Genomic DNA, 23,329 nt, shown 5'->3' on the forward strand with positions numbered 1-23,329 from the left:
TAAACAGAAAGATCAACTGGTAGTAATCCGTACTGAACATATTATACATTATTTTCAGTATAGTTGAGCTTATTATTGACTAGAGTCATGCTCTGCCCAAGCTTTGAATGGGTAAGGGATCCCTTCAGCGGGGGGGAAATACTTTTTGGCGAACATCGTCGGCGAAAGCTTCCACCGCTTCTCGGATTGCCTGTCTCAAATTGGTATAGGCCTTGGCAAAAGGGGGAATCCGCTCGCTCAGCCCCAGCAGATCGTGGGTGACCAAAATCTGACCATCGCAAGCCGGCCCGGCCCCAATGCCCAAGGTTGGGATCCCCACTTGGGCCGAGATTTGGGCAGCCAATTCCGCCGGCATGTGCTCCAAAACCAGGGCAAATGCTCCTGCTTGCTCCAGGCTGAGGGCCTCTTGTCGCAGACGCTCCGCCTCCGGAGTGGTTTTTCCCTGCTGGCGATAGCCTCCCAGTTGATGTTTGGCCTGCGGAGTGAGGCCGATATGACCCAAAACCGGGATCCCCCGCTGCACCAGAAAGGCCACCGTTTCCACCATGTCGGGGTAGCCCCCCTCCAGCTTGACCCCGTTGACTCCTGCCTCCTTCATCAACCGCCCTGCTGAGAGGAGAGCTTGTTCTTTGTGGACTTGATAAGTCAAGAAGGGCAAGTCGGCCACCAAAAAGGCCCGTTCTACCCCGCGGCGCACCGCCTGGGCGTGATGGAGCATCTGTTCCAGCGTCAGGGGCAGGGTGCTGGTATACCCCAAGTGGGTCATGGCCAAGCTGTCGCCCACCAGGATCAAGTCGATCCCAGCCTGATCCAAAATCTGAGCGGTGGCGTAGTCGGCAGCCGTGAGGGCCACCAAAGGTTGACCCGCCTGTTTGGCCTGGCGAAAGTGGTGAATGGATAGAGCAGCCATATCCCTATGATCTCATCTGGGCGTTCCCGCCAGCGGTGCGGAGCACTTTCCCATCAACCGCATCCCGTGGGGGAAGCAAGCTTGGCTTTGAGGCTGGGAAGAAGCAGGAGACTCGGTTTGCCGTTAAGATGGTAAAGCCCCACAGCTGACTGGAAGGGTGACAGAGTGGTTGATTGTGACGCTCTCGAAAAGCGTTGTGACTGCAAGGTCACCGTGGGTTCGAATCCCACCCCTTCCGTCTTCAGGCATACAGTTTTAGAACGCCTTGCCCAGCTAGGGCCTCTGGGATTTTTGGGGATCCCACCCAAGCCCTTCGCATCAGCGGTGCGGTTCCCCCATAACACTTTGGCATGGAGCCAAGGTCAAGGTTGGATGGGGTTCTTGGCCTTTCTTCTAGAGTCTTATGTTCACCGCTCCTGCTCTCTCTGCCCAACTGCATCCCCTCATTCAGGGCTTATCTGAGGCAATCCTGAACGTTTGGGGATCTACCCTCACCCTAGCCCCCTATCCTCTGCCTGAAGATCTGGGCTACGTGGAAGGCCGCCTAGAGGGTGAGAAATTGCAAATTGAAAACCGCTGCTACCAAGGGGATCCCTTTCGCAAACTGCACCTGGAGCTGGCCCAGGCCGGGCAGAGCCTGGATATTCTCCATTGCGTTATGTTTCCGCAGCCGCAGTACCCGCTGCCGCTGTTCGGTTGCGACATTGTGGTCGGTCGCGGACAGGTGAGCGCCGCCATTGTCGATCTCTCGCCGGTGACCCCCAGCTTGCCCGATCTCTATATCCAGGAGCTGGAAGCGTTGGGATCCCATCTCGTCCCTTTCCAACACCGGCGCCGGTTGCCGGAGTGGGGCACGATTTTTTCTCCCTACTGTCTGTTCGTGCGTCCTGCCGACGAAGCAGAGGCCGAGCGCTTTTTACACTTTGCCTGCCGTTTCCTGGAAATTCACTGCCGGCTGGCGCAGCAGATCCCCCCACAGACGGATCCCGGCCAGATTTTGGCCCACTACCAGGGGCAGCAGCGCTATTGCAGCCAGCAACAGCAGAACGACCGCACCCGCCGCGTTTTGGAAAAAGCCTTCGGTCCCGCCTGGGCAGAGAGCTACATGAACACCGTCCTTTTTGACTTGCCTCCCAGTCCCGTGCAGATCTAGGCGGGATCCCCTTGCAGCCGCTGCTGGATGCTCAAGGCCAATTTTTGCCCTAAGAACTCCGGCATGGCTGGAGTTGAATCCGGCCCCAGCAAGTAGAAAATAAAGCGCGTCTGCTTGCGGCGGAGCATCAAGTTGAGGTTAACAACGGTCAAATCCTCCTGCGCGAGGGCCGTCATCACCCGGTAAAACGCGCCCGGCTGGTTGTCCACATCCACCAAAAGTGTGGGCAAATGAAACACCGGGTCAAAATAAAAAGAAACCTGCACGTCTTTTAGTCCGGCCTTGAGATCAAACTCCAGCGCCAAGGTTTCATGAACGCGAAACACACCCGCCAGGCATTCGTGAATAGCCCGTTCTAGGCTGAGCTTGGTTTGGGAAGAAAGGCTGTGGCCATCGCGGGAGACAATGGTGCGGATAAACACCAGGTGCGGTGAGTAGATCTGCCCATAGAGATGAATGCCATGCACCGAGAGATTAAAAGCGGTGAACACCCCAAACAGATCGCTGAGCAGAGAAGGTCGGTTGCGGTAGGCCAGACAGACAACCGTCTTGCGACCTTCGTCCTGCACCTGTACCACCGCCTTGCGGGTCTGGTAGAGGGTGTAAGCCAAGCGCAGATTTTGGGCCTGTACCTCGCTGCTGACAAACTGGCTGTAAAAAGGCGGAAAGCTCTGATTAAAACGCCGCATCAGAGCGGATCGCGTCAGCGGCACGGAGTCCTTGCGGGTGCTGACTTTGAGCGGCTGGGGATCCTCATGGGCAGCCCTTTCCCCTCTGGTAATCCCCCAAGGAGCTACCTTCGGCTGCTGCCCTGACTGCTCAATTGACATCGACCTCGCCACCTGCGTTGCTCTTTCTTCATCCTTACATCGTTGCTCAGTACGCCCTAGCCAAACCCCATCTATCCGCAAAATCACTGAGGCTCGGAACGAATGTCAACGCTGCATCCAATTCTTGTTCAATGCTTTTGGACTTAATCTATCTCACAGGGCTGAGCTGGTCATCCAAAGAGCCGCTGAGGGTCATCCCCCAATTGGGGGGATCCTTCCCTTCTTCGCTGCTGAACCGACGCTGTGAGCCTTTCAATCCCAGAATAGCCAGAATAAGCCTAAACTATGAATTGAGCAGAGCGCTGCAATTTTTGATATAAAGTGCCGCATTGAGTGCTGGCCGGCTGGGTGACATGAAGCGCTATCTTGTTGGCCATCACTTTGGTTTTTCCCTAGGTTTGTGAAGGGATCCCTGTGAGCAGAACTGTTGCCAATCCCACTCCGTTTTCGCCCGCACAAGCGCCGGATCCCGGTGGAGCCTGGTGGGATCTCAGTCTCATCGCCTCCCCTGCCCAAGAAGACCTGATCTTTTGGCGGCTGGAGAATTTTGGCTGTCGGGGCATGACCAGCCAAGCCTATGGCGAAGATCAGATTTGCATTCACGCCTATCTGCCTTGGCCTCACGTCAGCCTCTTGGATTTGGCAGCCCTCTCCCTGCGCCTGCAGCAGGATGCCCTCATTGCCGGTCAGCGGGTTCCGAAGCTGCGCTGGGAACGCATAGAGGCGGAAGATTGGAGCAGCAGTTGGAAGCAGCACTGGCAGCCCCAATGGGTCGGGGACAAGTTGCTCATTTGTCCGGCCTGGCTGGAGCCGCCCTCTCACCCCGGTCGTCACCTGTTGCGGCTGGATCCCGGTATGGCCTTCGGCACGGGCACTCACCCCACCACTCAGCTCTGTCTGGAGTCGCTGGAGATGCGCCTGGAGGGCGGCGGGGGTGCCGAGGGAGTGACTGTGGCCGATGTGGGCTGTGGATCCGGGATTCTGTCGTTGGCGGCGGCCCTGCTGGGGGTGAAGCGGGTATTTGCGGTGGACATCGACCCCCTGGCGGTGCAAGCCACGATGCACAACCGCGATCTCAACGGCCTGACGGATCGCATTGTGGTCGCTCAGGGCAGCCTGGAGCATATTCCCGAAATGGTGGATGGGCTGGTGTGCAACATCCTGGCAGATGTGATCCTGGATATGATCCCGGAGTTTCGGCTGGTGGTGAAGGAGGGGGGATGGCTGATCCTCAGCGGCATCCTCATCGAGCAGGCCAAGTTGGTGGCGGAGATGCTGGAGGCCAACGAATGGGTGGTGGCAGCCCTCTGGCGACGGGGGGAATGGTGTTGTCTGAACGCACGCATGACCTGAGCGCTTTGCCCCGATTGGCGATTGACCCAGCGCAGCGGGATCCCAGCGGTGTTCTCCATTTAACTAGTCTGCAACAGCACTACTTGCAGCGGGTACGCCGCCTCAGGCCAGGGGATCTCTTTTTGGTTTTGGACGGCTCAGGCAAGCTGTGGGCGGCCCGTTGGCAAGCCCAGGGATCCCGAGTTGTGGGCGAGGTGGAGACGCTGCCGCGGGAATTGCCCGTTTTTTTGCATCTGGGCTTGGCGGTGGTCAAAGGGCAGGGGTTTGACGAGGTGCTCCGCCAGGTTACCGAGCTGGGGGTGGCGCGAATTACCCCCCTGCTGACAGAGCGCACCGTGTTGGAACCGGGATCTGGGCGGCAGGAACGCTGGCAAAAAATTGTGCGGGAGGCCGCAGAACAATGTGAGCGGTTGCGCTGGCCTCAGGTCGATCCCCCTACCCCTTGGACAAGTTGGCTGGCGGAGCTACAAGCCGTTCGCGCTACTCGGACGGAGTCCTTTTGGTGGGGTATAGCCGTGGCTCGGCACAAAGCGCCCCCGCTGGTGCAAGCCCTGCCAAAGCTCAAGGATCCCGTCTTGGCCATAGCCATTGGCCCAGAAGGGGGCTGGACGGTTGCCGAACGTCGGCAGGCTGAGGAATATGGGGGAGTGTCCGTCTCCCTTGGCCCTACCATCTTGCGAGCTACCACCGCCGCTGTTGTTGCCACCAGCCAAATTGCCGCCACCTACTCCTGGTTGGACTCGAGCTTGGATCGGGGTCATTTGGCTCCGCTAGCGACGGGGAGTGTTGTCGCCGATAATCAATAACTAGGCCGTTTGCGTCAGCGGGACGGAGTCCTTTGACGAGAACAGCCATTGGCATAGCAGGCGGCCAGGCCCACCCCAGGGAGGGAGAACGAGAATGGAGATGATCCAGGCGGTGCGGGGCACCCGAGATATTCTGCCGCAGGAGGTGCGGCTCTGGCAGCAGGTGGAAGCCAGCGCCCGAGAGATCCTGGGACGGGCCAACTACCAAGAAATTCGCACCCCCATCCTGGAGTTGACGGAGCTCTTTGCCCGCAGCATTGGCAGTGCCACCGACGTGGTGGGCAAGGAGATGTACTCCTTCAGCACCCGTGGCGAGCAAGAGGTGAGCCTGCGCCCAGAGAACACAGCAGGTGTGGTGCGGGCCTACATCCAGCACGGGCTGCAAACGGCTGGAGATGTGCAACGCCTCTGGTATTGTGGGCCGATGTTTCGCTATGAGCGTCCCCAGGCGGGGCGGCAACGCCAGTTCCACCAGTTGGGGGTAGAGCTGCTGGGCAGCCGGGATCCCCGCGCCGATGCGGAAGTCATCGCCTTGGCCTGGGAGCTGTTGCAAGCGGTGGGGGCGGAGAACCTGAGCTTGCGGCTCAATTCCCTGGGGGATCTGCAGGATCGGCGGGCCTATCGCCAGGCCCTGGTGGACTACCTCACTCCCTTGCGGGAGAAGCTGGATCCTGACTCCCAAGAGCGTCTCACCCGCAACCCGCTGCGCATTCTAGACAGCAAGGATCCCCGCACCCGCGAGATTGCCGAGGGGGCCCCCAAGCTGCCGGATTACCTCGGCCCAGAATCGCGGGCTTTCTTCGAGCAGGTGCAAGCTCACCTGCAGATGTTGGATATTCCCTACCAGTTGGATCCCTACTTGGTGCGGGGCCTGGACTACTACACCGACACCGCCTTTGAGATCGTCTCACCTGACTTGGGATCCCAGAGTACCGTCTGTGGGGGTGGTCGCTACGACGGCTTGGTGGAAGAGCTGGGCGGACCTTCTACCCCAGCGGTGGGCTGGGCCGTCGGCATGGAGCGGCTGGTGCTGCTGTTGCAAAAGAAACAAGGGGAGGCTCCGCCAGCACCGGTCGAGGTTTACGTGATCTCCCGTGGGGCGAAGGCTGAGGCCCAATCCCTCCGGATCGCTCAAGCGCTGCGCCAAGCTGGTTTCTGCACCGAGCTGGATCTGAGCGGCAGCGCCTTTGGCAAGCAGTTCAAACGGGCCAGCCGCAGCGGCGCAACTTGGGCTGTTGTGCTAGGGGATGCGGAAGCTGCAGCCGGAGAGGTACAGCTTAAGCACCTGCCTACAGGGCAACAGCAAACCCTTTTGCAAGCCGATCTGATTCAGTATCTGGCATGCCATTCGCGTCAGCAGTGCGGAGCACCAAGGTGATGGAGCTATGTTAAATTTCTGGGTTCGGCGGGACGGCCAGGAAGACTGGCAGCCAGTACCAGCCGAGGGAGCAGTTCTGGAAGAAGATACCTACACCATTGTTGCCCGTTCGCCCCAGCCCCACTTCACCATCACGGTGGAAGTCCGGCAGCGTCCTCTAGGGCCACAGAATCAGGGCCCCAACACCGGCACGACTCCTCCACAGGTCCAAACCCGTTCTGTGCGCACCAACGATGAAGGGATCGGCATTATTTTGCCTGCCAGCCGCCTCACCCCTGGGTTTTGGGAATTGCACTGCCGAGATGCCGACTTGATCGCAGAACTGTTCGGTGAAACCGAGTTGGACAATTGTCTCCGTTTTCAGGTTGTGCCTGCCCCCGCGCCTCTGGAGCCGGAACGAGGGATCCCTGCCCCGGTGGCTGAAGAGGCCGGGTTTGAGCCCCCCCAGAAAAAAGAGGTCGCCATCCCGCCAGAGCTGTTTTCCCTAATGCACAGTGAATTGGAGGGATCCCCGGAGGAGGTGCTGGTGTTGACGGGGCGGATCGGCTGCAGCGGCGAGCTGCGGGTACAGGTTTGGCCAGAAGGGGAGGAGAGGCCGCTTTTCCAGGGACAACGGCAAATTCAACTCCCGGCGGGGGCGCGGACGGCGGTGTTCAGCATCCCCATCACCCTGCCCAGCCAAGTGTGGGCCCGTCCTTTACGGGGAGAACTGGCCCTTACTCCCTCCTCCTGGTGGGATCCAGAGCCGTCGCCTCAGACCCTGACCATCCCCTTTTCCATTCGCTGTCGCAGCCAAGAGGCAGGACTTCTTGGCGCAGGGATCCCCCTCCCGCAGCAGCAAGAGGAAGAGAGGCTGGCCGATGCTGCCAGTCCTGCCTCGACCGCAACCCTGCTCTCTCCCGAACGAACCTTGCAAAAGCTGCTGCGCATCTGGCAGCACAGTGCTCCTGCTGGAGGGGATCCCGGCTCGACTCAGCCGGCAGAGCCCTCTGCTAAGGCCGCACCCGAACCTAACCCCCAGCCTGCGGCGCCGATTTCCCCTCTTCCCTCACCCCCCCAAGCTGAGCCAATGGGCGAGGATGCCGCCCTGCCAGCCCCAGCAGGGAGCCCGGCCACCCCACCTCCGCCTGCATTCGCCCTGCCTGCCACCAGCAAGGACACCAAAAACTCGCCCCCGCCGCCAGAAGTGTGCCCGGCGCCACAACTGCTGGTGCCTGAGCAATTGCGAGCGGGCGACAATTTCGATGTGGTGCTGCGTTTGCCGGCCTTGGCCCCTGCCTCCGCCGCCGGCGCCGCCTCCCAGCCACCTTATTGGATCAAGTTTTGGGTCAAGCATGGCCGCACCCGCTCGTTGGTGGATGGCCCCCGCTGGTTGCTGGACTTCTCCCGCGACGATCAGGGGCAGTGGCAAGCTTTAACCCGCATGACCATTCCCCCAGGCGTCCCCGAGCTGATCTTTGAAGCTTGGGCCGTCAGCCCGGATCGCCAGCAGCAGAGCGACCGAGTTACAGAGCACCGCTCTATCTTGCCTTAGGGATCCCTCGCTCTTGAGTCCTGTTTAGTCTTGGACGGAGCGCACCATCAGCACGGGGCAGCCGATGTGCACCCGCACATAGTCGGAGATGGAACGCCCCAGCAGCCGATCCAAATCGGGAATGCTGCGGGCAATGGTAGGTCGGCGGTCAGGGGATCCCATCACCAGCAGATCGGCGTTGCTCTCGGCGGCTAAGCGGACAATTTCTGTGCCCGGATCCCCGACGGCAGTTAACACTTGGTGGCCGATTTGCCGGTTTTTGAGGATGTCGATTGCCCGATCTAGGGCCTCATCTCTACCTGGGTTGTCGGCATCCAACTGCACAGAGGCCAGGAAGATCTGGGCCCCTTGAATGCCGGAGATCAAGTCAAGGGCCGTGGCAAAGGCGGCCTGGGCAGCGGGGGAGTTGTTGAGGGCCACCATGACATGGCTGGGGTATTTGACGTAGGCGTCGTCTTTGACCAGCAGCATTGGGCAGGAGGCGAGCTGGAACACATATTGGCTCACCGAGTTCTGCAAAATGGCCATGATGCGGTTGCGCCCCCGGGATCCCATCACAATCAGCGGATTGGGCATAGACTCGGCCACCTGCAGCACCACCACCTTGGGATCCCCTTCCACCAGTTGCGTGCTGATCTTTAGCCCTGGGCGGGGGGGGAAAGTCTGCAGGGTTTGGGCCAGCAGTTCCTGCCCCTTTTGCCAGGCAGCCCGCATCTCTTCGGCAGAGGTCTGGGAAGGCACCGCATGCAGCAACGTAACATTGCACTGGGCAAAGGCCGGCAGAGACAGAAGGGTATGCACCATTTGCTCAGTGGGGCCGCTGCCATCGATGGCGGCAATGAGGTTCTCAAATCGAGACATGGGATCCGTTCTCCGGGCCGTAGTTTGCCAAGACTCATCCTAGATCTGCCCCTGCGGATCCCTGTTACCGTAGGGAATGTCCTGCAACATTTTGTTGGGTTTTAGTAACTTAGCCACACATAGCCGGTAAAGCCGCCGCCGGCATTGGTGTTGCGACCGGCCAGGAACTGAAACCCCCCCAAGCCCAGCGTTAACCCTCCCTCCAGCCGCCAGTTGAGCTGGCCCGAAAGCTTGAGGTTGTCGTAGTCGGGATCCTGAACGGCCAAATCCCCGAACAACAAAGGCGCGCCGTTGCCCAACGTAAAATCCCCATCCAGGGCCAGGATGGCCTGCAGCTCAGGAGTCAAATCGGCCCCAAGGGTTAAGTTGGCCTTGACCCGATCCCCGGGATAGCCCAAGTAATCTCGGAACGTGAGGCAGGAGTCGAAAAAGGCGGGCAGGGATCCCAACTGGGTATTGGCCGCCACCCCAACTTTGAGATCGTAGCCGAAGACGCCGTACCCCAAGGGCAGGGGAATGTCTTGGGTGGCATATCCGGGCGGGATCAAGGCCGTTAGCTGAGCCGAGAAGAAGGGATCCCCGTTCCCCCAAGTATGGCGCAGGCCCAGTTCCAGATCCCGCAGGCCCTGGTTGCGCTGGGTAACGGTGTCAGCCCCGCTGGCAAAGCGATTTTCGATGAAAACGTAGCTGGTGTTGAGGTTGAGAGTGAGCTGATCGCTAAGGCCAGTCTCGGCGAAAAGGTTGAGGCGGGTTTCTCCGTACTCCGAAAGGGCCGGCTGCAGGCGTCCCCCCTGATCAAAGCGGGTGCGAGGCCGATAGACCTCCGGCTGCAGCGAAAAAAAAGTCTTGCCGGCACCGCGGGGAAAACCGCATCCTGCCCAGGCCGGCAGCTCCGGCGGCATTGCACTAACCACTAGACTCGCCAGCAGGCTTGCCCTTAGAAATCTCAGCTTCTCCATGGCAGGGATCCCGGCAGCTTCAGGGGGATTGTATCCCCAGGATCAAGCTCTGGGCCAAGATCCGGGACAAAACCGGCTTTGGAACGACTGCTAACTATGAGGTGGCAGCCGGTAGGCCCACCTGTGCCCGGAATTGGCGAGCGGCGGTCAGCGCTCCGAAGGGATCCCCCTTATACAGGCCGTAGTGCATGAGAGAAAAGCGCCGCAGCCCCAGTTGAGACACTTCCTGCAGCCACTCCGGCTGGCTCATGAGCTGAAAGTCTGTATGGACGGTGTCGGCCCGTCCGCCGCTGGGGTGCTTGTCCTTAATCGATGGCTCGTAGTGGGCCAACATCAGGTTGGAGTGGATGGGGGAAAACAGGCGGCAACAGAGGCGGATCTGCTCCGGGTTACCGGGATCCGGGCCGTTCAACTCTGGATTAAACTCTCCGGGCCGCCGCTGGCGCATCGACTGGAAGGCGATCCCGTCCATTTGGCTCATAGTCTCGGCAAAGGGCTCCACCATGCTGCGGCCTGCCCCCTGGGAAGGGTCGTCAAAGGTGGCAATCCAGCCCCCCCAGCACAGGGCCACTTCGGCCTCTGGCAGCCGCTCTTTGATGGCCTGTCGGGCTTTGAGGACATTGCGCATCAGGGCTTGGTAGTAGAAAGCAGTGTCGGCGTTGTAGGTATCTGCTGGGATCCGCCAATAGGAAAACTCCGTGGCCAGGCTCCAATAGGTAGGGCGGCCCTGAGGATTGGCTTGGGCAATATAGCCCGCCAGCTCGGCCACGTCCTCCACAAATTGCGGGGAGATGTGATAGTCGCCGCAGGGGCGGTGGGTGTCGTCTTCCCAGGTGATGACATGCAGGGTATAGCCCCGCTCAAACCACTGCCGCAAGAGCCCAGCCTGGTGCCAGTTGCGCCAAAAGGAGAGATCTCCCTGGCGGTGATCAAAGCTGTTCAGCCAACCGCTCAGGAAATGGGGATCCCACCCCTGCGCCACTGCCGCCACCTGCGGATCCGACTCGATTTCCCAGAGGAAGCGACCGGGATCCTCGCCAATGCCCACCTGCCAGCGGGCCAGCAGCTCTGACAAGTTCATGCTTCCCGTCTCGGCATTTTCCGGGCTGCGACTCCCCTGCTGACTCAAAAACTCCTGGCCACAGCCGGCAACCCCATAGGCAGCCAGCAGCGCTCCGCCCGCTTGCAGCACCTGTCGCCGCTGCCAGGATCGTCTCCTTTTCATCTCCTCTCCTCCTGCGGTTCCTCTTGGTGTTGGCGAGCCCACAGCCGCACTTGGGGGGAGCTATAAACCTCCCTGAAGCCCGGCAGCCCCTCAAAATTGAGCTCAGGCCAAAATTGCAGGATGCGATCGGCGCTCCGCAAGGGATCCGCTAGCCCCGCTACCAAGAGGTAGTCCACCCTTTCCTGGGGATGCTGAAGGGCCAGGGCAAACTCGTACTGGTGAGGAGTAAGGAAAGAGCGGGGATCCCTTGCCCAAAAGATAGCCTCAAAGTGGATGTCGTCGTCCACCAGCACTTTTTGTCCGGGCAACAGGTGGCGATAGAGATACTGCCCAACCTGGCGCTTTTCCTGCCGCAGCCTCCGCCAGTCTTCTAGGGCTTGCCCAGCAGAGGTTACTTCATACAGGTTTTGGGCAGCTTCCAACTCGCCACTAAGGGGCACTAACCCTGCCACCAGCCGCTCCCAGAGATCCCGCTCCTCGGCCACCAGGGGCATGAAGAAACCCGGCTCTTGGCTCACCCCATAACCGGCAGTGAGGCAGTTCAACCCCAAGAGGGCAGTGATCAACAGGCGCTTAGCCCAGCCGGGGCCGGCTCCGCGACACAAGTAGGCGCCCATCAGCAAAGGCAGCGGCACCCAGAAAAGGCCAAAGCGGCTCAGCTCCCGCAAAAACAGCCCCTGCCCTAGAGAAGCCAGCAGGATGACCAGCGGCATCCCCCAGACCAGAGCCCATACCCAGCGACCCGGGCCTCGGCCCAGCAGGGATCCCAGCCCCAACAGCAGATAGGCAGGGGCCAGCACCGCCAGCCATTTCCCAGCCTCCAGCACCCCCCGCCAGCCACCCGCCTGCTGCAAGTCTTCCCGCAATTGCGGCAGCCGCAGACCGCTGCCCACCTGGTAGGTGAAAGCCCAGGGATCCCCTACCGACAGCCAATTCACATACAGCCAGCTCAGGATCAAGGCTAGGCTGACAAAGCCGGCCACCAACAGCGAGGCCCAGCGAAACCCCCAGACTTCTCGGCGAAAGGCCACCAGCAGCAGCATCCCCGCCCAGGGCAGCAGCCATCCGCTTTCCCAGCGCAGCACCATCAGGGGCCCCAGCGCCAGCCCAACGAGCAGCAGCCTCAGGGTAATAGGCAGCTCATCCCCTGCCGCCACTGACTTCCCCGCTGCTCGTTTCTCGTCAGCCAGGGGAAACAACAAGGCCATGTTTACCCCCAGCAAAAGCGAGGTGGCCGTCCAAGCGGGGCTGCGCAGCAGCATCAAGATCAAAGTCGGCTGCACCACCATCAACAAACCCCACAGCCAGCACCATCCCACCTCCACCGGCAAACGGCGTAACTGCCGCCACACCCAGCCCAGCAGCAAAGAGCCCAAGATGGTCTGCAGCAACAGCGGGGATCGTCCCAGAATGGCCGTAGCCAGCACCAGCAAGGGAGGAAAGGTGGTGCCCACAATGGGCAGGCGCGGATCCGGCCCCAAAACCGCCACGGATCCCTTGTAGCCGAGAAACTGCATCTCCAAGCTCACCCAGCCCCAGCCCTCCTTCAAACCCCACAGAAGGCTAGCCAGCAGCAGAAACAGGATCCCGGTAGACCCGAAGAGCTGCAAGAAAGCCCTGAGCCTGTTGAGAAACATGGGTTACTTCAGTAGCTTCAAGAATTTAGAATTAATTGGAGATTAATTGGAGGGTAACTGGTTAAATCGCCAATCGAGCCTCAAGAGCTATTTAGTGTTAATGAGAACATGTCTCAAGTAGGGCGTGGGGATGGGCTGACGTGTCTAGGCACTGGACACAGGGATAGACTAGCATTCCCTGTCTTGAGAGTCTTTTTCTACGAGTTTTGGCGTAGGCCAATTCAGCCATATTGTCGATGAGGAGGTCTCGGACGCTGAGAGAGAATGAGGGTGACTTTGCGAGGACATGATCTTATGTTGCAGGCTGTGCGGGACGTGAATGAAGCAGCAGTTCCAGCGCTTGAGCTGGTGCCCTCTCAAGCAGAGACCCGTCCCTGGGGATCCTTCTGGGTTTTGGATGAAGGCCCGATGTACAAGATCAAGCGCATCGAGGTGAAGCCTGGCCATCGGCTCAGCCTGCAGATGCACTACCACCGCAGCGAGCACTGGATCGTGGTCAGGGGCACAGCGAAGGTTACCCGTGGAGAAGAGGTGATGCTGCTGAGCTCCAACGAGTCCACCTACATTCCCCCCTGCACCAAGCACCGCCTGGAAAACCCCGGCACCCTTCCCTTGGTGTTGATCGAGGTGCAAAACGGGGAATATCTCGGGGAGGACGACATTGTGCGCTTTGAGGATGACTACGCCCGCCAGTAAAGGGATCCCCTGGGCATCCGAATCTACGGTTTGTGCGTAAAGACCCCCGAAAGCTTACAGATTTCTGCATGTTGGGCAAACTTGGGTCAGGTGGGCCAAGGGGCTTGCCTGCCTCAAACAAGTTGGGGATCAACAAGAGGGGGTCAAGGTGACGCAGAAGGCAAGACAGTGGGCTTTGTGGGTTGCCGGTTTGCTTTGGTGTTGCGGGCCGACGGCTGTCCACGCAGCGGAAGTCATTTCTCTGCAAAGGCTGGGCTACGACCGCTCGGTGCTGCTGCAAGGAGCTAACCCGCGTCTAGATATCGGGATCCCTGCTCCCCTGAACGGTGTTGACCCTGAGGCCAGCTTTGTGCAGTTGCGCCTGGATCCCTCGCCGGTGCTCAAGCCCACGTCCACGGTGCGGGTGCTGATCAACGAGGAGCTAATGGGCCTTTTTCTGGTGCGGGACCTGCGGCAGGAGCCGGTGGTGCGAGTGCCCATCCCCAGCTTGGCGCGGAGCGAGCGCTTCATCACCTTGTCGGTGCAGCCTTTCCTGAGCATCAGCGACGATATTTGCGCCGACTTGAATACCGGCAATTTGCTGCTGACGGTAGGGCGGGATAGTTTCTTTGAGCTGGCGCCCCTCGTTCCTGATGCCACGGTGGCCGGTTTTCTGGGCCGGCTGTATCCTCAGGTTACTTTGGTAGTGCCGGCTGACCTCACTCCTGAAGCGGCGGAAGCAGCTCTGTGGCTGTACAGCCTCCTTTCTCACCTGTTTCCGCAAACGCCCATCCTGTGGAGCAACCGTCCGAAGCAGGGGGCACAGGTGATCTTAGAGCCGGCCAATTTCACCCCCCACTTGCAGCATCAAATTACCCCAGAGGGATCCCGCCTGCGAGTGGCCGCCCGCCGGGAAGCTATTCTTGCTCTCTATGAAGAATGGAAGCGGGCGGGGCTGGTCAGCCGCGGCATCCAGGTGACAAGGGTGGCGGATCTGGAGAGAGCGCTCAGGGCCAACCGCCTTAGCTTGCGGGAGTTGGGTATTGTGGATCCGCTGCTGCGGGGGTTTGGCAGCCAGTCTTTGGTCTTCAACTTCAACCTGTCCCAATTGGGGGGACGACCGCGGGATCTGGCGGCGCAACTGGATGTGATCATGAACCCGGTGGATGGCCGGGTGGGGGATCGTCTCACCGGCTACGTGTTCTTGAATGGCGTTCTGTTGCGCACCTACAACCTAACCGGGCGCACCCAGCTCAACGAAACTGTGACCCTGCCCACCCGCCTGCTGCGCCGCTTTAATCAACTGGAGCTCCGCTTTGACTATGGCGCCAGCCCCGGTAATTGCCAGGGATCCCTGACCCCGCTGACTTTGCAAGTGCGCTCGGATAGCTCTGGCTTTATCTGGAGCGGCTACCAAGCCCCCACTGGCGAGCTGCAGGAGATCCCGGCGGTGCTTCGAGGATCCGGCCAAGTGTGGGTAGGGGATCCCCAACTGCTGCCGGCTGCCGCCTACCTGGTCGGTGCCCTCAGCCGGCTGGCTGCCCGACCCCTGCTGCCCACCCTTGAGGTTTTGCCCAAAGAGGAAGCCAACCTGGAGACGGGGAACTTTGCCTGGCAGGTGATCGTGGCTGGGCCAGATCAGGTGGAGCTTAATAGCCCCATCCGGCTGGGATCCCAGTTTGAAATCATCAATCCCCTCAACCGGCAGGTGGCCTTGGCCGCTCAGCCTCAAGAAAACCTCGGCCTTTTGCAGTACTTTCTCCTGAAAGGTAAGCCGAACCTTTGGCTTTCCTGGTGGGGATCTGACCCGGCTTTGGCAGAGCGCCTCAGCCGCGGCCTTGCCGATCCGCGCACCCGCCTGGCCAACCAGCTACAGGGAAACGTGCTCACCGCCTATGCCGCTGCCCCCGATCTCACCCAAGTACAGAGCTGGGATCTCACGCCGGCAGGCTATCGAGTGCGCTACCCCGGTCGCTTCAGTTGGCAGCTTTTGTTGTGGCAATACCGCTATTGGTTAGTGCTGCTGCTGGCCCTTTTGCTGGCAGTAGGAGCCTGGAATACCTACCAACGCTTGGCCCGCCGCCCTGAGTCGCCCACCCTTTCCTAGGGGGGTTGGCAGAGGACTTCCGGTTAAACCAGACTTGAGCCAAGCAAGGACTCCGTCCCACTTGCGCGAATAGGGTTTCCAGCCATGCTCCAGTCCCTCAAATCCTCGCTTTTGCGCACGGGCTACCTTACCCGGCAGCAATTGGCTGAGGCTGAGGAGTATCGCGAAGCAGCTAGTTGCTCCTTGCCTAGGGCTCTTTGGAGCTTGCGAGTCATGCACCCGGGCAAGTTTGTCAACTTGTGTCGCCAGATTCTGGACCGGCCTAGGCTGAGAGACTGGCTGCTCAAGCACTCCCTAGATCCAGAGCTGCCTTGGCTGATTGAGCCTATTGATTTGGTGCCGGTGCGCTTTTTGCCCTGTGGCTGGCTCGACCCGCAAACTGTTGTGGTGGCCACAGAAGAGCCGGGCTTCCCCGCCATTTGGCAGTCTGTGAAACACCTGTGCCCGGAAGCAGAAAAACTCTGGGAGATCCCAGCCACTGAAAAGCAGATCCTGACGGTCATCCTTGAGCGCAAGCTGGCCGCCGAGCTGCTGGGCAGCCGTCTTACCTTAGAGCAGTGGCAGCAGGCTTTGGAGATCCGCCGCCGCACCGGCTCCAGCCTGGGGCAGGTGCTGACCCGGCTGAGCTACCTCTCCACCCCCGAGTATCTCAGCATCCTAGCCCATTTGCTGGGCTACCCCGCTGTCTCAGAACTAATGGGGACAGGGCTGCTCCACCGCGACGAGAGCCTGAGCCGGCAGTTTGATCCCGAGGTGATGATGCGCCACCTCTTCTACCCCTTGAGCTGGACGGATGAGCACACCCTTACAGTGATGGTCAATGACCCCCTGGACTGGGTGGTGGATGAGCTGCTCTACAGCTGGCGGCCAGGCTTGCGGATTGAAAAGGTGCTGGGCACCGAGCAGGATATCACGCAACTGCTCAGCCAAGACCAGGGATCCCGCTTCAGCCAAGAGGCGGTGTACAAGCTGATGGCCCGCCTGCCGGAGGAATCGGCCTCGCGGGTGTTTACTCCTTCTCAGATTGCAGTGGGCTACGGCCTGCTGCTGCTATTTCTATTGGGGTTGGCCACTGCTCCCTGGACGACTCTGACCATTTTGGTGCTGCTGATCAATCTTTTTTACGTCGCTTCGATCCTGTTCAAACTGCTGCTCAGCCTAGTGGGATCCGCCGATCGCTTCCACCAGATTACCGATGAGGAAGTAGCCGCTTTGGATGATCGCGACTTGCCTATCTACACCATCCTGGTGCCGGTCTACAAAGAGCCGGAAGTAATGCCGATTTTGATCAAGTCTCTCTCTAAGCTGGATTACCCCCACGAGCGGTTGGATGTGCTTATTCTGTTGGAGGAAAACGACCGAGACACCATTGAGGCAGCTCGAGCTGCCAAGCCCCCCCGCTACGTGCGCCTGCTGTTGGTGCCCGACAGCAAACCCAAGACCAAACCCAAAGCCTGCAACTACGGCCTGGCCTTTGCCCGTGGCGAATATCTCACCATCTACGACGCTGAAGACATTCCGGATCCAGACCAACTCAAAAAAGCAGTCATTGCCTTCCGAAAAGGGGATCCCAGCTTGGTCTGCGTCCAGGCTGCCCTCAACTACTTCAACCGCAGCGAGAACTTCCTCACCCGCATGTTCACCCTGGAGTATTCCTATTGGTTTGATTACCTTCTGCCGGGTTTGGAAACTCTCAGAATGCCGATCCCCTTGGGTGGCACCAGCAACCACTTTCGCACTGACCGCCTGCGGGAGCTGCAGGGATGGGATCCGTTCAACGTCACTGAAGACGCCGACTTGGGCATCCGCGCCAGCCAGCACGGCTATACGGTGGGGGTGATCAACTCCACCACTTATGAAGAGGCCAACTGTGCCGTTAAAAACTGGATCCGGCAGCGCTCCCGCTGGATCAAAGGCTACATGCAAACTTGGCTGGTCCACAACCGCAACCCCCTGCGCTCCTTGCGCAAGCTGGGCCTCAAAAACTGGCTATCCTACCAATTTTTTATCGGGGGCAGCTTCTTTACCTTTCTCACCAGCCCCATCATGTGGCTGCTGTTTATTTACTGGCTGCTCACCCGCGCCCATTGGCTGCAAAACCTATTTCCCAGTTGGCTGGTTTATCTGGGCTTGTTTAACCTCCTGGTGGGCAACGCCATTGGGATTTACCTGAACCTGGTCGCGGTCTTCCGCCGCGGTTACTACGATCTGGCTTTCTATGCTCTGCTCAACCCCATCTACTGGCAACTGCACTCTATGGCAGCTTACATGGCCCTGTGGCAGCTTTTCACCAAGCCCTTCTACTGGGAAAAGACCATCCACGGGCTGAGCAAGTTTACCCATGCCAAAGTCCAGGAAGCTGCTCACAAAGCAGCCTAGGCTACGGACTGAGTTCCTAAGCAGTAGCAGCGAAGTGAGGACAGCCAGCACCCTTCTAGAAGCTGTAGTCTGAGTCTACGATCACAGCACAACCACTGGGGTGGAGACAGCTAGCCATAATCACCTTGACAGAAAAGTTGCCCTCGTAGGGCGCCTGCACGATGGGGAAATCGTCCAACAGTTCGTCTGCAGCCACCACCTGACCGCTGGCATCGTAAAGCACCAGATCCACATCGAAGCAATCCTGGTCGCACTGCGCCCAGATGTTTTCACCTCGGTAGAAATAGCCTGTAACTACGGTCGATTGTCCATTAAGAAGCCACAAACTACGGCTCTGAGCCCAGGCGGCAGCGCCCCCAACAACCGTGGCTGCCCCTATTAAGCTTGCCATCAACCAGCCCCGCACCGAAGCCATAAGACTGCCCTCCCTACTGAAAAACGGAGAAAGAATAGATTTTCTACAGGGATCCACCTCAACGCCCACACTCTAGCACCCAGATCCGTTTCTCCCGAATGATTCAGATCACGTTAAGGATCTTAAGAATCTCATGCTGAAAATCGCGAAAAAGAGTTACAAAAAAAGGGATCCCGAGTAGAGCAGGGATCCCTTAATTCTGACCAGAAATCCGGCGAAGCTCCCGCATCGGTCTGGCCGACTTCTCATTGCGGCAAATTCAGTTCCCCCCTTCGCCCTAAGGGATCCGTCAAGACATTGCCGGCGGGGCCTTTGATTTGAATGGTGCAGCGGCTGCCGGAGACTTCAATAACGTTGTAGTTGGGCACCGCCAGCTCCAAAAAGCGCAGGTTGCCCGTCGTTACCCCTGGGATCCCGCTCACCTGGGGATTGGCCGGGTTCACCGGTGCCAAAAAGCCGTTCACAATCCGGTAATACAGGCGGCTGGCATTGGGGATCCCCAGTTGATTGCCCAGCTCGTCAATGCTCAGGGCCGTAACGCTCCGCCCGGTGGGGCCGGTCCACACCTCCCAGATAGGGTTGCTGCTGCCGGGGTTGACCTGGCCGATGAAGCCGGCGTGGTTGTTGCCCGTCAGGAACACCACGTTGCGGATGTTGTTGCTCTCGATAAAGTCAATGACTTCCTGCCGCTCCAGCCAGTAGCCTTCCCAAACATCGTTGGAGCGGAAGTAGGTCACCGTGATGGGAAACTCGCTGACGATGAACTTGTAGGTGGCGGTGGAGTTGCGCAGGCCGTTGAACAGCCACTGCTTCTGCGGATTGCCCAAGAGGGTACGGGGCGTGCGGCGCAGCAGGTTAAACAGGGCTTGCTCGGAGCCGGGTGGGCCAAAGAAGAGGGTCTCTTGTTCGGGCGTGAGGCGAATGCCGGCCAGCTCCAAAAAACGCTGACGGGTCAGGCCGGGGGGCAAAATGGGCAAAATGGGGGTCACGGCGGCCAAATCCCGGTACTGGCGCAGATCCAGGATAAAGACTTCGGCATTGGCCCCGTAGCGGAAGCTGCGAAACAGCCGATCCCGGCTATCCACACCCGCTACATCTGTCAGGTTGGGGGTGATGGGGTTGTACTCAAAAAAAGCCTGGTAGCCCAGCACCTTGAGATCTTCCACATCCCGGGTTTGCCCGGTGGTGTCGTTCAGCTGAGTGGCCCGGCCGCCGCGAGCTTTCTGGCCGCTGTAGTTGTCAATCACCTCGTGATCGTCCCAGTTGACAACAAAGGAAGTCCGGCCAAACAGTTGCGCGAACTCCCGCCCGGCATAGTTGGGATCCCGCTGATCCCGATAGAGGCTGCGGTAGAACTCCAAGTTGCCGATGGGATCCAGCCCCAGCCAGAAGCGATCGGCGTAGACAGTGTCGCCGTTAAAGGAGATGAAATCGATATCGCCGCGGCTGACTTCTGCCAGCATGGCTGCCCCAATAGGAAAGGGAGGCTCGTTGGCACAACTGATGTGTAAGAAGCGAATGGGTCGTCCATCCCCAGGAGCTGGCAGGGTGCGAAACTGGCCTACAGGGCTGGTAAACCCCTCGCTGACAAACCGGTAGAAGTAGCGCTGCGCTGGCCTCAAGCCGGTGACGACGGCACGAGCAATGTAGTCGCCTGGCTCAGTGCGGTAGTTGCGGCCCGCCACACGGCGAGCAGTAAGCGAAACTTGTTGCGAAATGGGGTTGAACTCGGAATTCTCAGCCACCTGCAACGTCACCGCAACCGTGTCTGTTGCACTGGCCGGGATCACCCGCGTGGAAAGCACCGCCCCTTCCGAGGTGGGATCCCCGGCAAATACCCCTTGGGGAAATCCAGGCTCTCCCAGGGGGGGAATGGAGGAACTGGAGGTGCCCCCACAGGCAGCCAGGGCGGCTGCCCCACCTCCAAACATAAGCAGTTGCAGGAAAAAGCGACGGGAACGCAGGGAACTCATAAGACCCACCTCAGGGACGCAGGCAAATGTAAAGGGATCCGCAACAAAGGCCAATCGCCTTTTTAGTCAAGCACTTTTGCCCCCAAGCTGAGGTTGTGGGCAGGTGAAGGCTGGGTTAGGGTTGGTTTAACGGCTCTGACCCCTGCGCCCAGGTTCCCCACGGCCTTTTCACAGAGCTTGCTGAGAAGGCTAAAATTTCATTACAGTTTTTCCTGCTTTTGCCCCATTTTTGCGGTTTTGCGTTCCTTAGACTTCTTGTTGACCCTGCCGAAGGAGGGATCGTCGTGGCTACGGAGACTCTGGTCAAGCCTTCTGTAACCCCGAAGCACATGCCCATGTACCGGGTGTTGCTGCACAACGACGATGTCAACACCATGGAGTACGTGGTGCAGGTGCTGGTCAAGGTGATCCCGGCGATGATGCCGCCGCAAGCCACTGAGATCATGCTGGAAGCCCACAACAACGGTGTTGCTGTGGTGATCGTGGTGCCGCGAGAGCACGCGGAGTTTTACTGTGAGCAGTTGCGGCAACATGGCCTCACCAGCTCCATTGAGCCGGAACGCTAGGCGGGGCGGGTTGGATGGGCCTGCCGATCTCCAAGCTGAGGGCTTGTCCATTTCTGCTGCGTCTGCTGCTTTTCTTGGCGATCCCCCTCCTAGCCTGGCTGCCGTGGGTCGGGCTGGGGGGGTGGTTTTTTCCGGAAGCGCGAGCCTACCTGTGGCTGCTCCTGTATGCCCTGCTGCTAGCCTGGCTATGGGTGTGGGGATCCGGGTTTGCCGCCTATGGACTGGATGGCAGTTGGCCTTGCCGAGGCGGGATCCTGTGGGGCCTGGGGATCGGGGTCGGGGGGCTTTTCTTGCTTTTGGGCCTGGAGGGATCTCTGGGTTGGCTGAGTTGGAGGGCGGTAGGAGGGGGATCCCTGCTGGTCTATGGGTTGCTGGGGTTGCTTTTGGGCTTGGGGGTGGCGCTGGCGGAGGAGCTGTTTTTTCGCGGCTGGCTGCTGCAGGAGATGCTGCTGGACTACGGTTGCAGCACTGCGGTGTGGGGATCCAGCTTCCTGTTTGCTATGGCCCATTTCCTGAAGCCTTTGCCTGAGATTCTCGCCACCTGGCCGCAATTTCCCGGACTGTGGCTGATGGGGCTGCTGCTGGTGCAGGCGAGGGTCTGGAACCAAAACAAGCTGGGCCTTAGCCTAGGGCTGCACGCCGGTTGGGTATGGGGCATGGCCTGGGTCAACAACTTGGCCTGGATAGACTACACCGGCAGGGCGCCAGCGTGGCTAACGGGGATTGGTGGCAACCCCTTGGCGGGCCTGATGGGCTTGCTTTTTCTAGGAGGGACTTTCGCATTTCTCAACGGCCTGGCTCAAGCTGGCTGGCTACCGGCAGACCTGGAAAAGCGTTGATTGAGCTGATCGATAAAGAATAACCTACTCTCCCCAAGGCCCTTCCTCGTAGTAGGCGGTCACCTGCTCCTTGGGCGGCTGGGTAAGCAAGCTTACGCCAATTAACACCCCACTGCCGATCACCACTGCCGGGATTACGGGTAACCAGCCCCCTGTCCAAGCCCGCGGCAACAGACCCGACAGCCAACCTAAAGTCAGGCCACTGGAGACGAGGGCCCCGGCTACAGCCCCAGCGCGGGTAGCCCGCTTCCAGTACAGGCCGGCAATTAAGACAGGGAACAGCATGGCGTTGCCCTGAAAGCTCCAGGTGGCAATCTCCACAATCAGCCCCGGCGGGTTAAGAGCAATCACAAAGGAAGCTAGGCCGATCCCCAGCACCACCCAGCGGCCTAGCAACTCTTCTTGGTGGGGGGAAAGCTGGCGCCTGAAGAAGGTAACCACCAGATCCCGCGTCACTAGGGAGCTGGCGGTGAGAAGCTGGGAGTCAGCTGTAGACATGAGAGCAGCCAGGGCCGCCGTAATCACCACCGCTGCTACGCCGCTGGGCAGGGTTTGCAACATCATGGGCATAATCTGATCCGTTTTCTCCAGGCTGGGAAAAGCCAGGCGGCCCCAAACCCCCAGCAGAGCTGCTGGGAAAAAGACCAGCAGAATCAGCAGCGGCCAGACTACCATCAGGGTCTTGAAGGGATGAGCACTCCTGGCCATGTAAAAGCGCTGGAAAAATTGTGGGAAAAGGGGAGTGGCCATGAAAAACAGCAGTTGATTGCCGAGTAACCCCTGCCAGCTCCAGCGCCCATTGGGGCCGGGCAAGCTCAGCCAGGGATCCAGTTCGCTACCCGCTTCTCTCCCTAGGGAGAAAGCCACTGCAACAAAGGCCACCCCCATCCCCAAAATCAGGATGATCCCCTGCACCACGTCCGTCCAGACCACCGCCTGGGATCCGCCAAAGAGCACATACCCCAAGATCACCAGCGCCACCACCACCGCCAAGGGCCAGTAGGGGATCCCCTCCCCCAACACCGCCGCCAGGGTGCGGGCTCCGCCAATGATCTGGATGCTGATGTAGGGGGCGGTAAACGTCAGGGCGCTAAGGCAGTAGAGTAGAGCCAAAAGAGGGCTGTTGAAGCGGTGGCCGAAAAACTCGGAAGGGGTGATGAAGCCAAAGTGTTGGGCTGCTAGCCATACCCGGTAGCCCACCCACAAAAACAGCCCCGAAATGAAGGCGGTGGTCACTCCCACCCCCAGGAAGATCCCTATGCCGTGGGTATAGGCATCTGCCGGCACCCCAATGAAGGTAAAGGCACTGAGCAGCGTCGCCAGCGTCGTCAAGGTTAGAGCCAGGGATCCCAACCCCCGCCCTGCCAAAAAATAGCTCACCGGATCCTGGCCGCTGTGGCGATAGCTCCAGAAGCCAATGGCCGCCAGCAGCAGCAAGTATGCCCCCACCACACCCAGACTCAAAACCGTGTTACTCATCTCCGCCTCTCGGCCAGCAAACGCGCACAATGTAGAAGTTAAGAGGTACCAACAGCAGGACAGCCAATCCCGCCAGCCAATACCAGGCCGGGATCCCCAAAAACTGGGGCTGGGCCGAGCGGGATCCCACCCAGGTCAACAGCCACAGCAGGGGATAGGCCCCCCACACCCAAGCTTGGCGCATCCGCCCAAACCGCAGCTGCCTTGATCCTTGAAGGTTACCGGCGGGATCCAACCCTGACATCTACCC

20 protein-coding genes and 1 tRNA gene are annotated in these 23,329 nt (G+C 59.6%); 11 read left to right on the forward strand and 10 right to left on the reverse strand.

Annotated elements, in window-relative coordinates:
- Positions 1–124 precede the first annotated feature (124 nt).
- Positions 125–910 (reverse strand): 3-methyl-2-oxobutanoate hydroxymethyltransferase, encoded by a 786-nt coding sequence (gene panB / locus ACVWZU_RS09585; protein ID WP_414332197.1) that lies wholly within the window; start codon positions 908–910, stop codon positions 125–127.
- A gap of 151 nt (positions 911–1,061) precedes the next feature.
- Here panB and ACVWZU_RS09590 point away from each other — a divergent pair.
- Positions 1,062–1,148, forward strand: a tRNA-Ser gene (locus ACVWZU_RS09590).
- A 165-nt stretch (positions 1,149–1,313) separates the two neighbouring features.
- Complete coding sequence (locus ACVWZU_RS09595; RefSeq protein ID WP_457444586.1) at positions 1,314–2,063, forward strand: phycocyanobilin:ferredoxin oxidoreductase; 750 nt, start codon at positions 1,314–1,316, stop codon at positions 2,061–2,063.
- On the opposite strand, the gene ACVWZU_RS09600 is transcribed toward ACVWZU_RS09595, so the two are convergent.
- The gene (locus ACVWZU_RS09600; protein WP_457444588.1) at positions 2,060–2,893 is read right to left on the reverse strand and encodes a hypothetical protein; all 834 of its coding nucleotides are present in this window, start codon (positions 2,891–2,893) and stop codon (positions 2,060–2,062) included. The genes ACVWZU_RS09595 and ACVWZU_RS09600 overlap by 4 nt on opposite strands.
- A gap of 414 nt (positions 2,894–3,307) precedes the next feature.
- On the opposite strand from ACVWZU_RS09600, the gene prmA reads away from it, so the two are divergent.
- The 4 genes from prmA to ACVWZU_RS09620 all read left to right on the forward strand — a co-directional run bounded on the left by prmA (position 3,308) and on the right by ACVWZU_RS09620 (position 7,964).
- The gene (gene prmA / locus ACVWZU_RS09605) at positions 3,308–4,246 is read left to right on the forward strand and encodes a 50S ribosomal protein L11 methyltransferase (protein WP_457444590.1); all 939 of its coding nucleotides are present in this window, start codon (positions 3,308–3,310) and stop codon (positions 4,244–4,246) included.
- Positions 4,216–5,052, forward strand: coding sequence for a 16S rRNA (uracil(1498)-N(3))-methyltransferase (locus tag ACVWZU_RS09610; RefSeq protein WP_457444592.1), 837 nt, complete (start codon positions 4,216–4,218; stop codon positions 5,050–5,052). Before prmA ends, ACVWZU_RS09610 begins: the two co-directional genes overlap by 31 nt.
- A gap of 94 nt (positions 5,053–5,146) precedes the next feature.
- On the forward strand, positions 5,147–6,430 hold the full coding sequence (hisS, locus tag ACVWZU_RS09615; protein WP_414332193.1) for a histidine--tRNA ligase: 1,284 nt from the start codon (positions 5,147–5,149) through the stop codon (positions 6,428–6,430).
- A 7-nt stretch (positions 6,431–6,437) separates the two neighbouring features.
- Positions 6,438–7,964 carry a hypothetical protein gene (locus ACVWZU_RS09620; RefSeq protein ID WP_457402326.1) on the forward strand — a complete coding sequence of 509 codons (1,527 nt, stop codon included), beginning with the start codon at positions 6,438–6,440 and terminating at the stop codon, positions 7,962–7,964.
- A 24-nt stretch (positions 7,965–7,988) separates the two neighbouring features.
- Here the strand turns inward: ACVWZU_RS09620 and ACVWZU_RS09625 are convergent, their stop codons facing one another.
- The 4 genes from ACVWZU_RS09625 to ACVWZU_RS09640 form a co-directional block, all read right to left on the reverse strand.
- Complete coding sequence (locus ACVWZU_RS09625; RefSeq protein ID WP_457444594.1) at positions 7,989–8,825, reverse strand: universal stress protein; 837 nt, start codon at positions 8,823–8,825, stop codon at positions 7,989–7,991.
- Between the two features lie 101 nt (positions 8,826–8,926).
- Entirely contained in the window at positions 8,927–9,739 is an 813-nt protein-coding gene (locus tag ACVWZU_RS09630; protein WP_457444596.1) for a hypothetical protein, read from the reverse strand.
- A 139-nt stretch (positions 9,740–9,878) separates the two neighbouring features.
- Entirely contained in the window at positions 9,879–11,009 is a 1,131-nt protein-coding gene (locus ACVWZU_RS09635; RefSeq protein ID WP_011432333.1) for a hypothetical protein, read from the reverse strand.
- Positions 11,006–12,646 carry a hypothetical protein gene (locus tag ACVWZU_RS09640; protein ID WP_083757631.1) on the reverse strand — a complete coding sequence of 547 codons (1,641 nt, stop codon included), beginning with the start codon at positions 12,644–12,646 and terminating at the stop codon, positions 11,006–11,008. The genes ACVWZU_RS09635 and ACVWZU_RS09640 overlap by 4 nt, the downstream gene beginning before the upstream one ends.
- 294 nt (positions 12,647–12,940) lie before the next feature.
- Between ACVWZU_RS09640 and ACVWZU_RS09645 the strand changes: the two genes are divergently transcribed.
- From ACVWZU_RS09645 to ACVWZU_RS09655, 3 genes are all read left to right on the forward strand, one after another.
- A complete protein-coding gene (locus ACVWZU_RS09645; protein ID WP_148202691.1) occupies positions 12,941–13,342 on the forward strand; it encodes a cupin domain-containing protein in 402 nt (133 codons plus the stop codon).
- A gap of 148 nt (positions 13,343–13,490) precedes the next feature.
- Complete coding sequence (locus tag ACVWZU_RS09650; protein ID WP_011432330.1) at positions 13,491–15,428, forward strand: cellulose biosynthesis cyclic di-GMP-binding regulatory protein BcsB; 1,938 nt, start codon at positions 13,491–13,493, stop codon at positions 15,426–15,428.
- A gap of 84 nt (positions 15,429–15,512) precedes the next feature.
- Positions 15,513–17,807 (forward strand): glycosyltransferase, encoded by a 2,295-nt coding sequence (locus tag ACVWZU_RS09655; RefSeq protein ID WP_011432329.1) that lies wholly within the window; start codon positions 15,513–15,515, stop codon positions 17,805–17,807.
- 55 nt (positions 17,808–17,862) lie between these two features.
- Here the strand turns inward: ACVWZU_RS09655 and ACVWZU_RS09660 are convergent, their stop codons facing one another.
- Together ACVWZU_RS09660 and ACVWZU_RS09665 are read right to left on the reverse strand one after the other, a co-directional pair.
- Positions 17,863–18,222: a hypothetical protein gene (locus tag ACVWZU_RS09660; RefSeq protein WP_457444599.1), complete on the reverse strand. Its 360-nt coding sequence runs from the start codon at positions 18,220–18,222 to the stop codon at positions 17,863–17,865.
- 245 nt (positions 18,223–18,467) lie between these two features.
- Entirely contained in the window at positions 18,468–20,195 is a 1,728-nt protein-coding gene (locus ACVWZU_RS09665; RefSeq protein ID WP_457444601.1) for an alkaline phosphatase D family protein, read from the reverse strand.
- A 284-nt stretch (positions 20,196–20,479) separates the two neighbouring features.
- On the opposite strand from ACVWZU_RS09665, the gene clpS reads away from it, so the two are divergent.
- The gene (gene clpS, locus ACVWZU_RS09670; protein WP_099812808.1) at positions 20,480–20,761 is read left to right on the forward strand and encodes an ATP-dependent Clp protease adapter ClpS; all 282 of its coding nucleotides are present in this window, start codon (positions 20,480–20,482) and stop codon (positions 20,759–20,761) included.
- A 14-nt stretch (positions 20,762–20,775) separates the two neighbouring features.
- On the forward strand, positions 20,776–21,600 hold the full coding sequence (locus ACVWZU_RS09675) for a CPBP family intramembrane glutamic endopeptidase (protein ID WP_414388395.1): 825 nt from the start codon (positions 20,776–20,778) through the stop codon (positions 21,598–21,600).
- Positions 21,601–21,624: 24 nt separating this feature from the next.
- On the opposite strand, the gene ACVWZU_RS09680 is transcribed toward ACVWZU_RS09675, so the two are convergent.
- Both ACVWZU_RS09680 and ACVWZU_RS09685 read right to left on the reverse strand, forming a co-directional pair.
- Positions 21,625–23,079: a sodium:solute symporter family protein gene (locus ACVWZU_RS09680; protein WP_457444603.1), complete on the reverse strand. Its 1,455-nt coding sequence runs from the start codon at positions 23,077–23,079 to the stop codon at positions 21,625–21,627.
- Complete coding sequence (locus ACVWZU_RS09685; RefSeq protein WP_238376882.1) at positions 23,072–23,263, reverse strand: hypothetical protein; 192 nt, start codon at positions 23,261–23,263, stop codon at positions 23,072–23,074. The genes ACVWZU_RS09680 and ACVWZU_RS09685 overlap by 8 nt, the downstream gene beginning before the upstream one ends.
- Positions 23,264–23,329: the final 66 nt, after the last annotated feature.

The organism is Thermostichus sp. MS-CIW-26 (assembly GCF_054059115.1).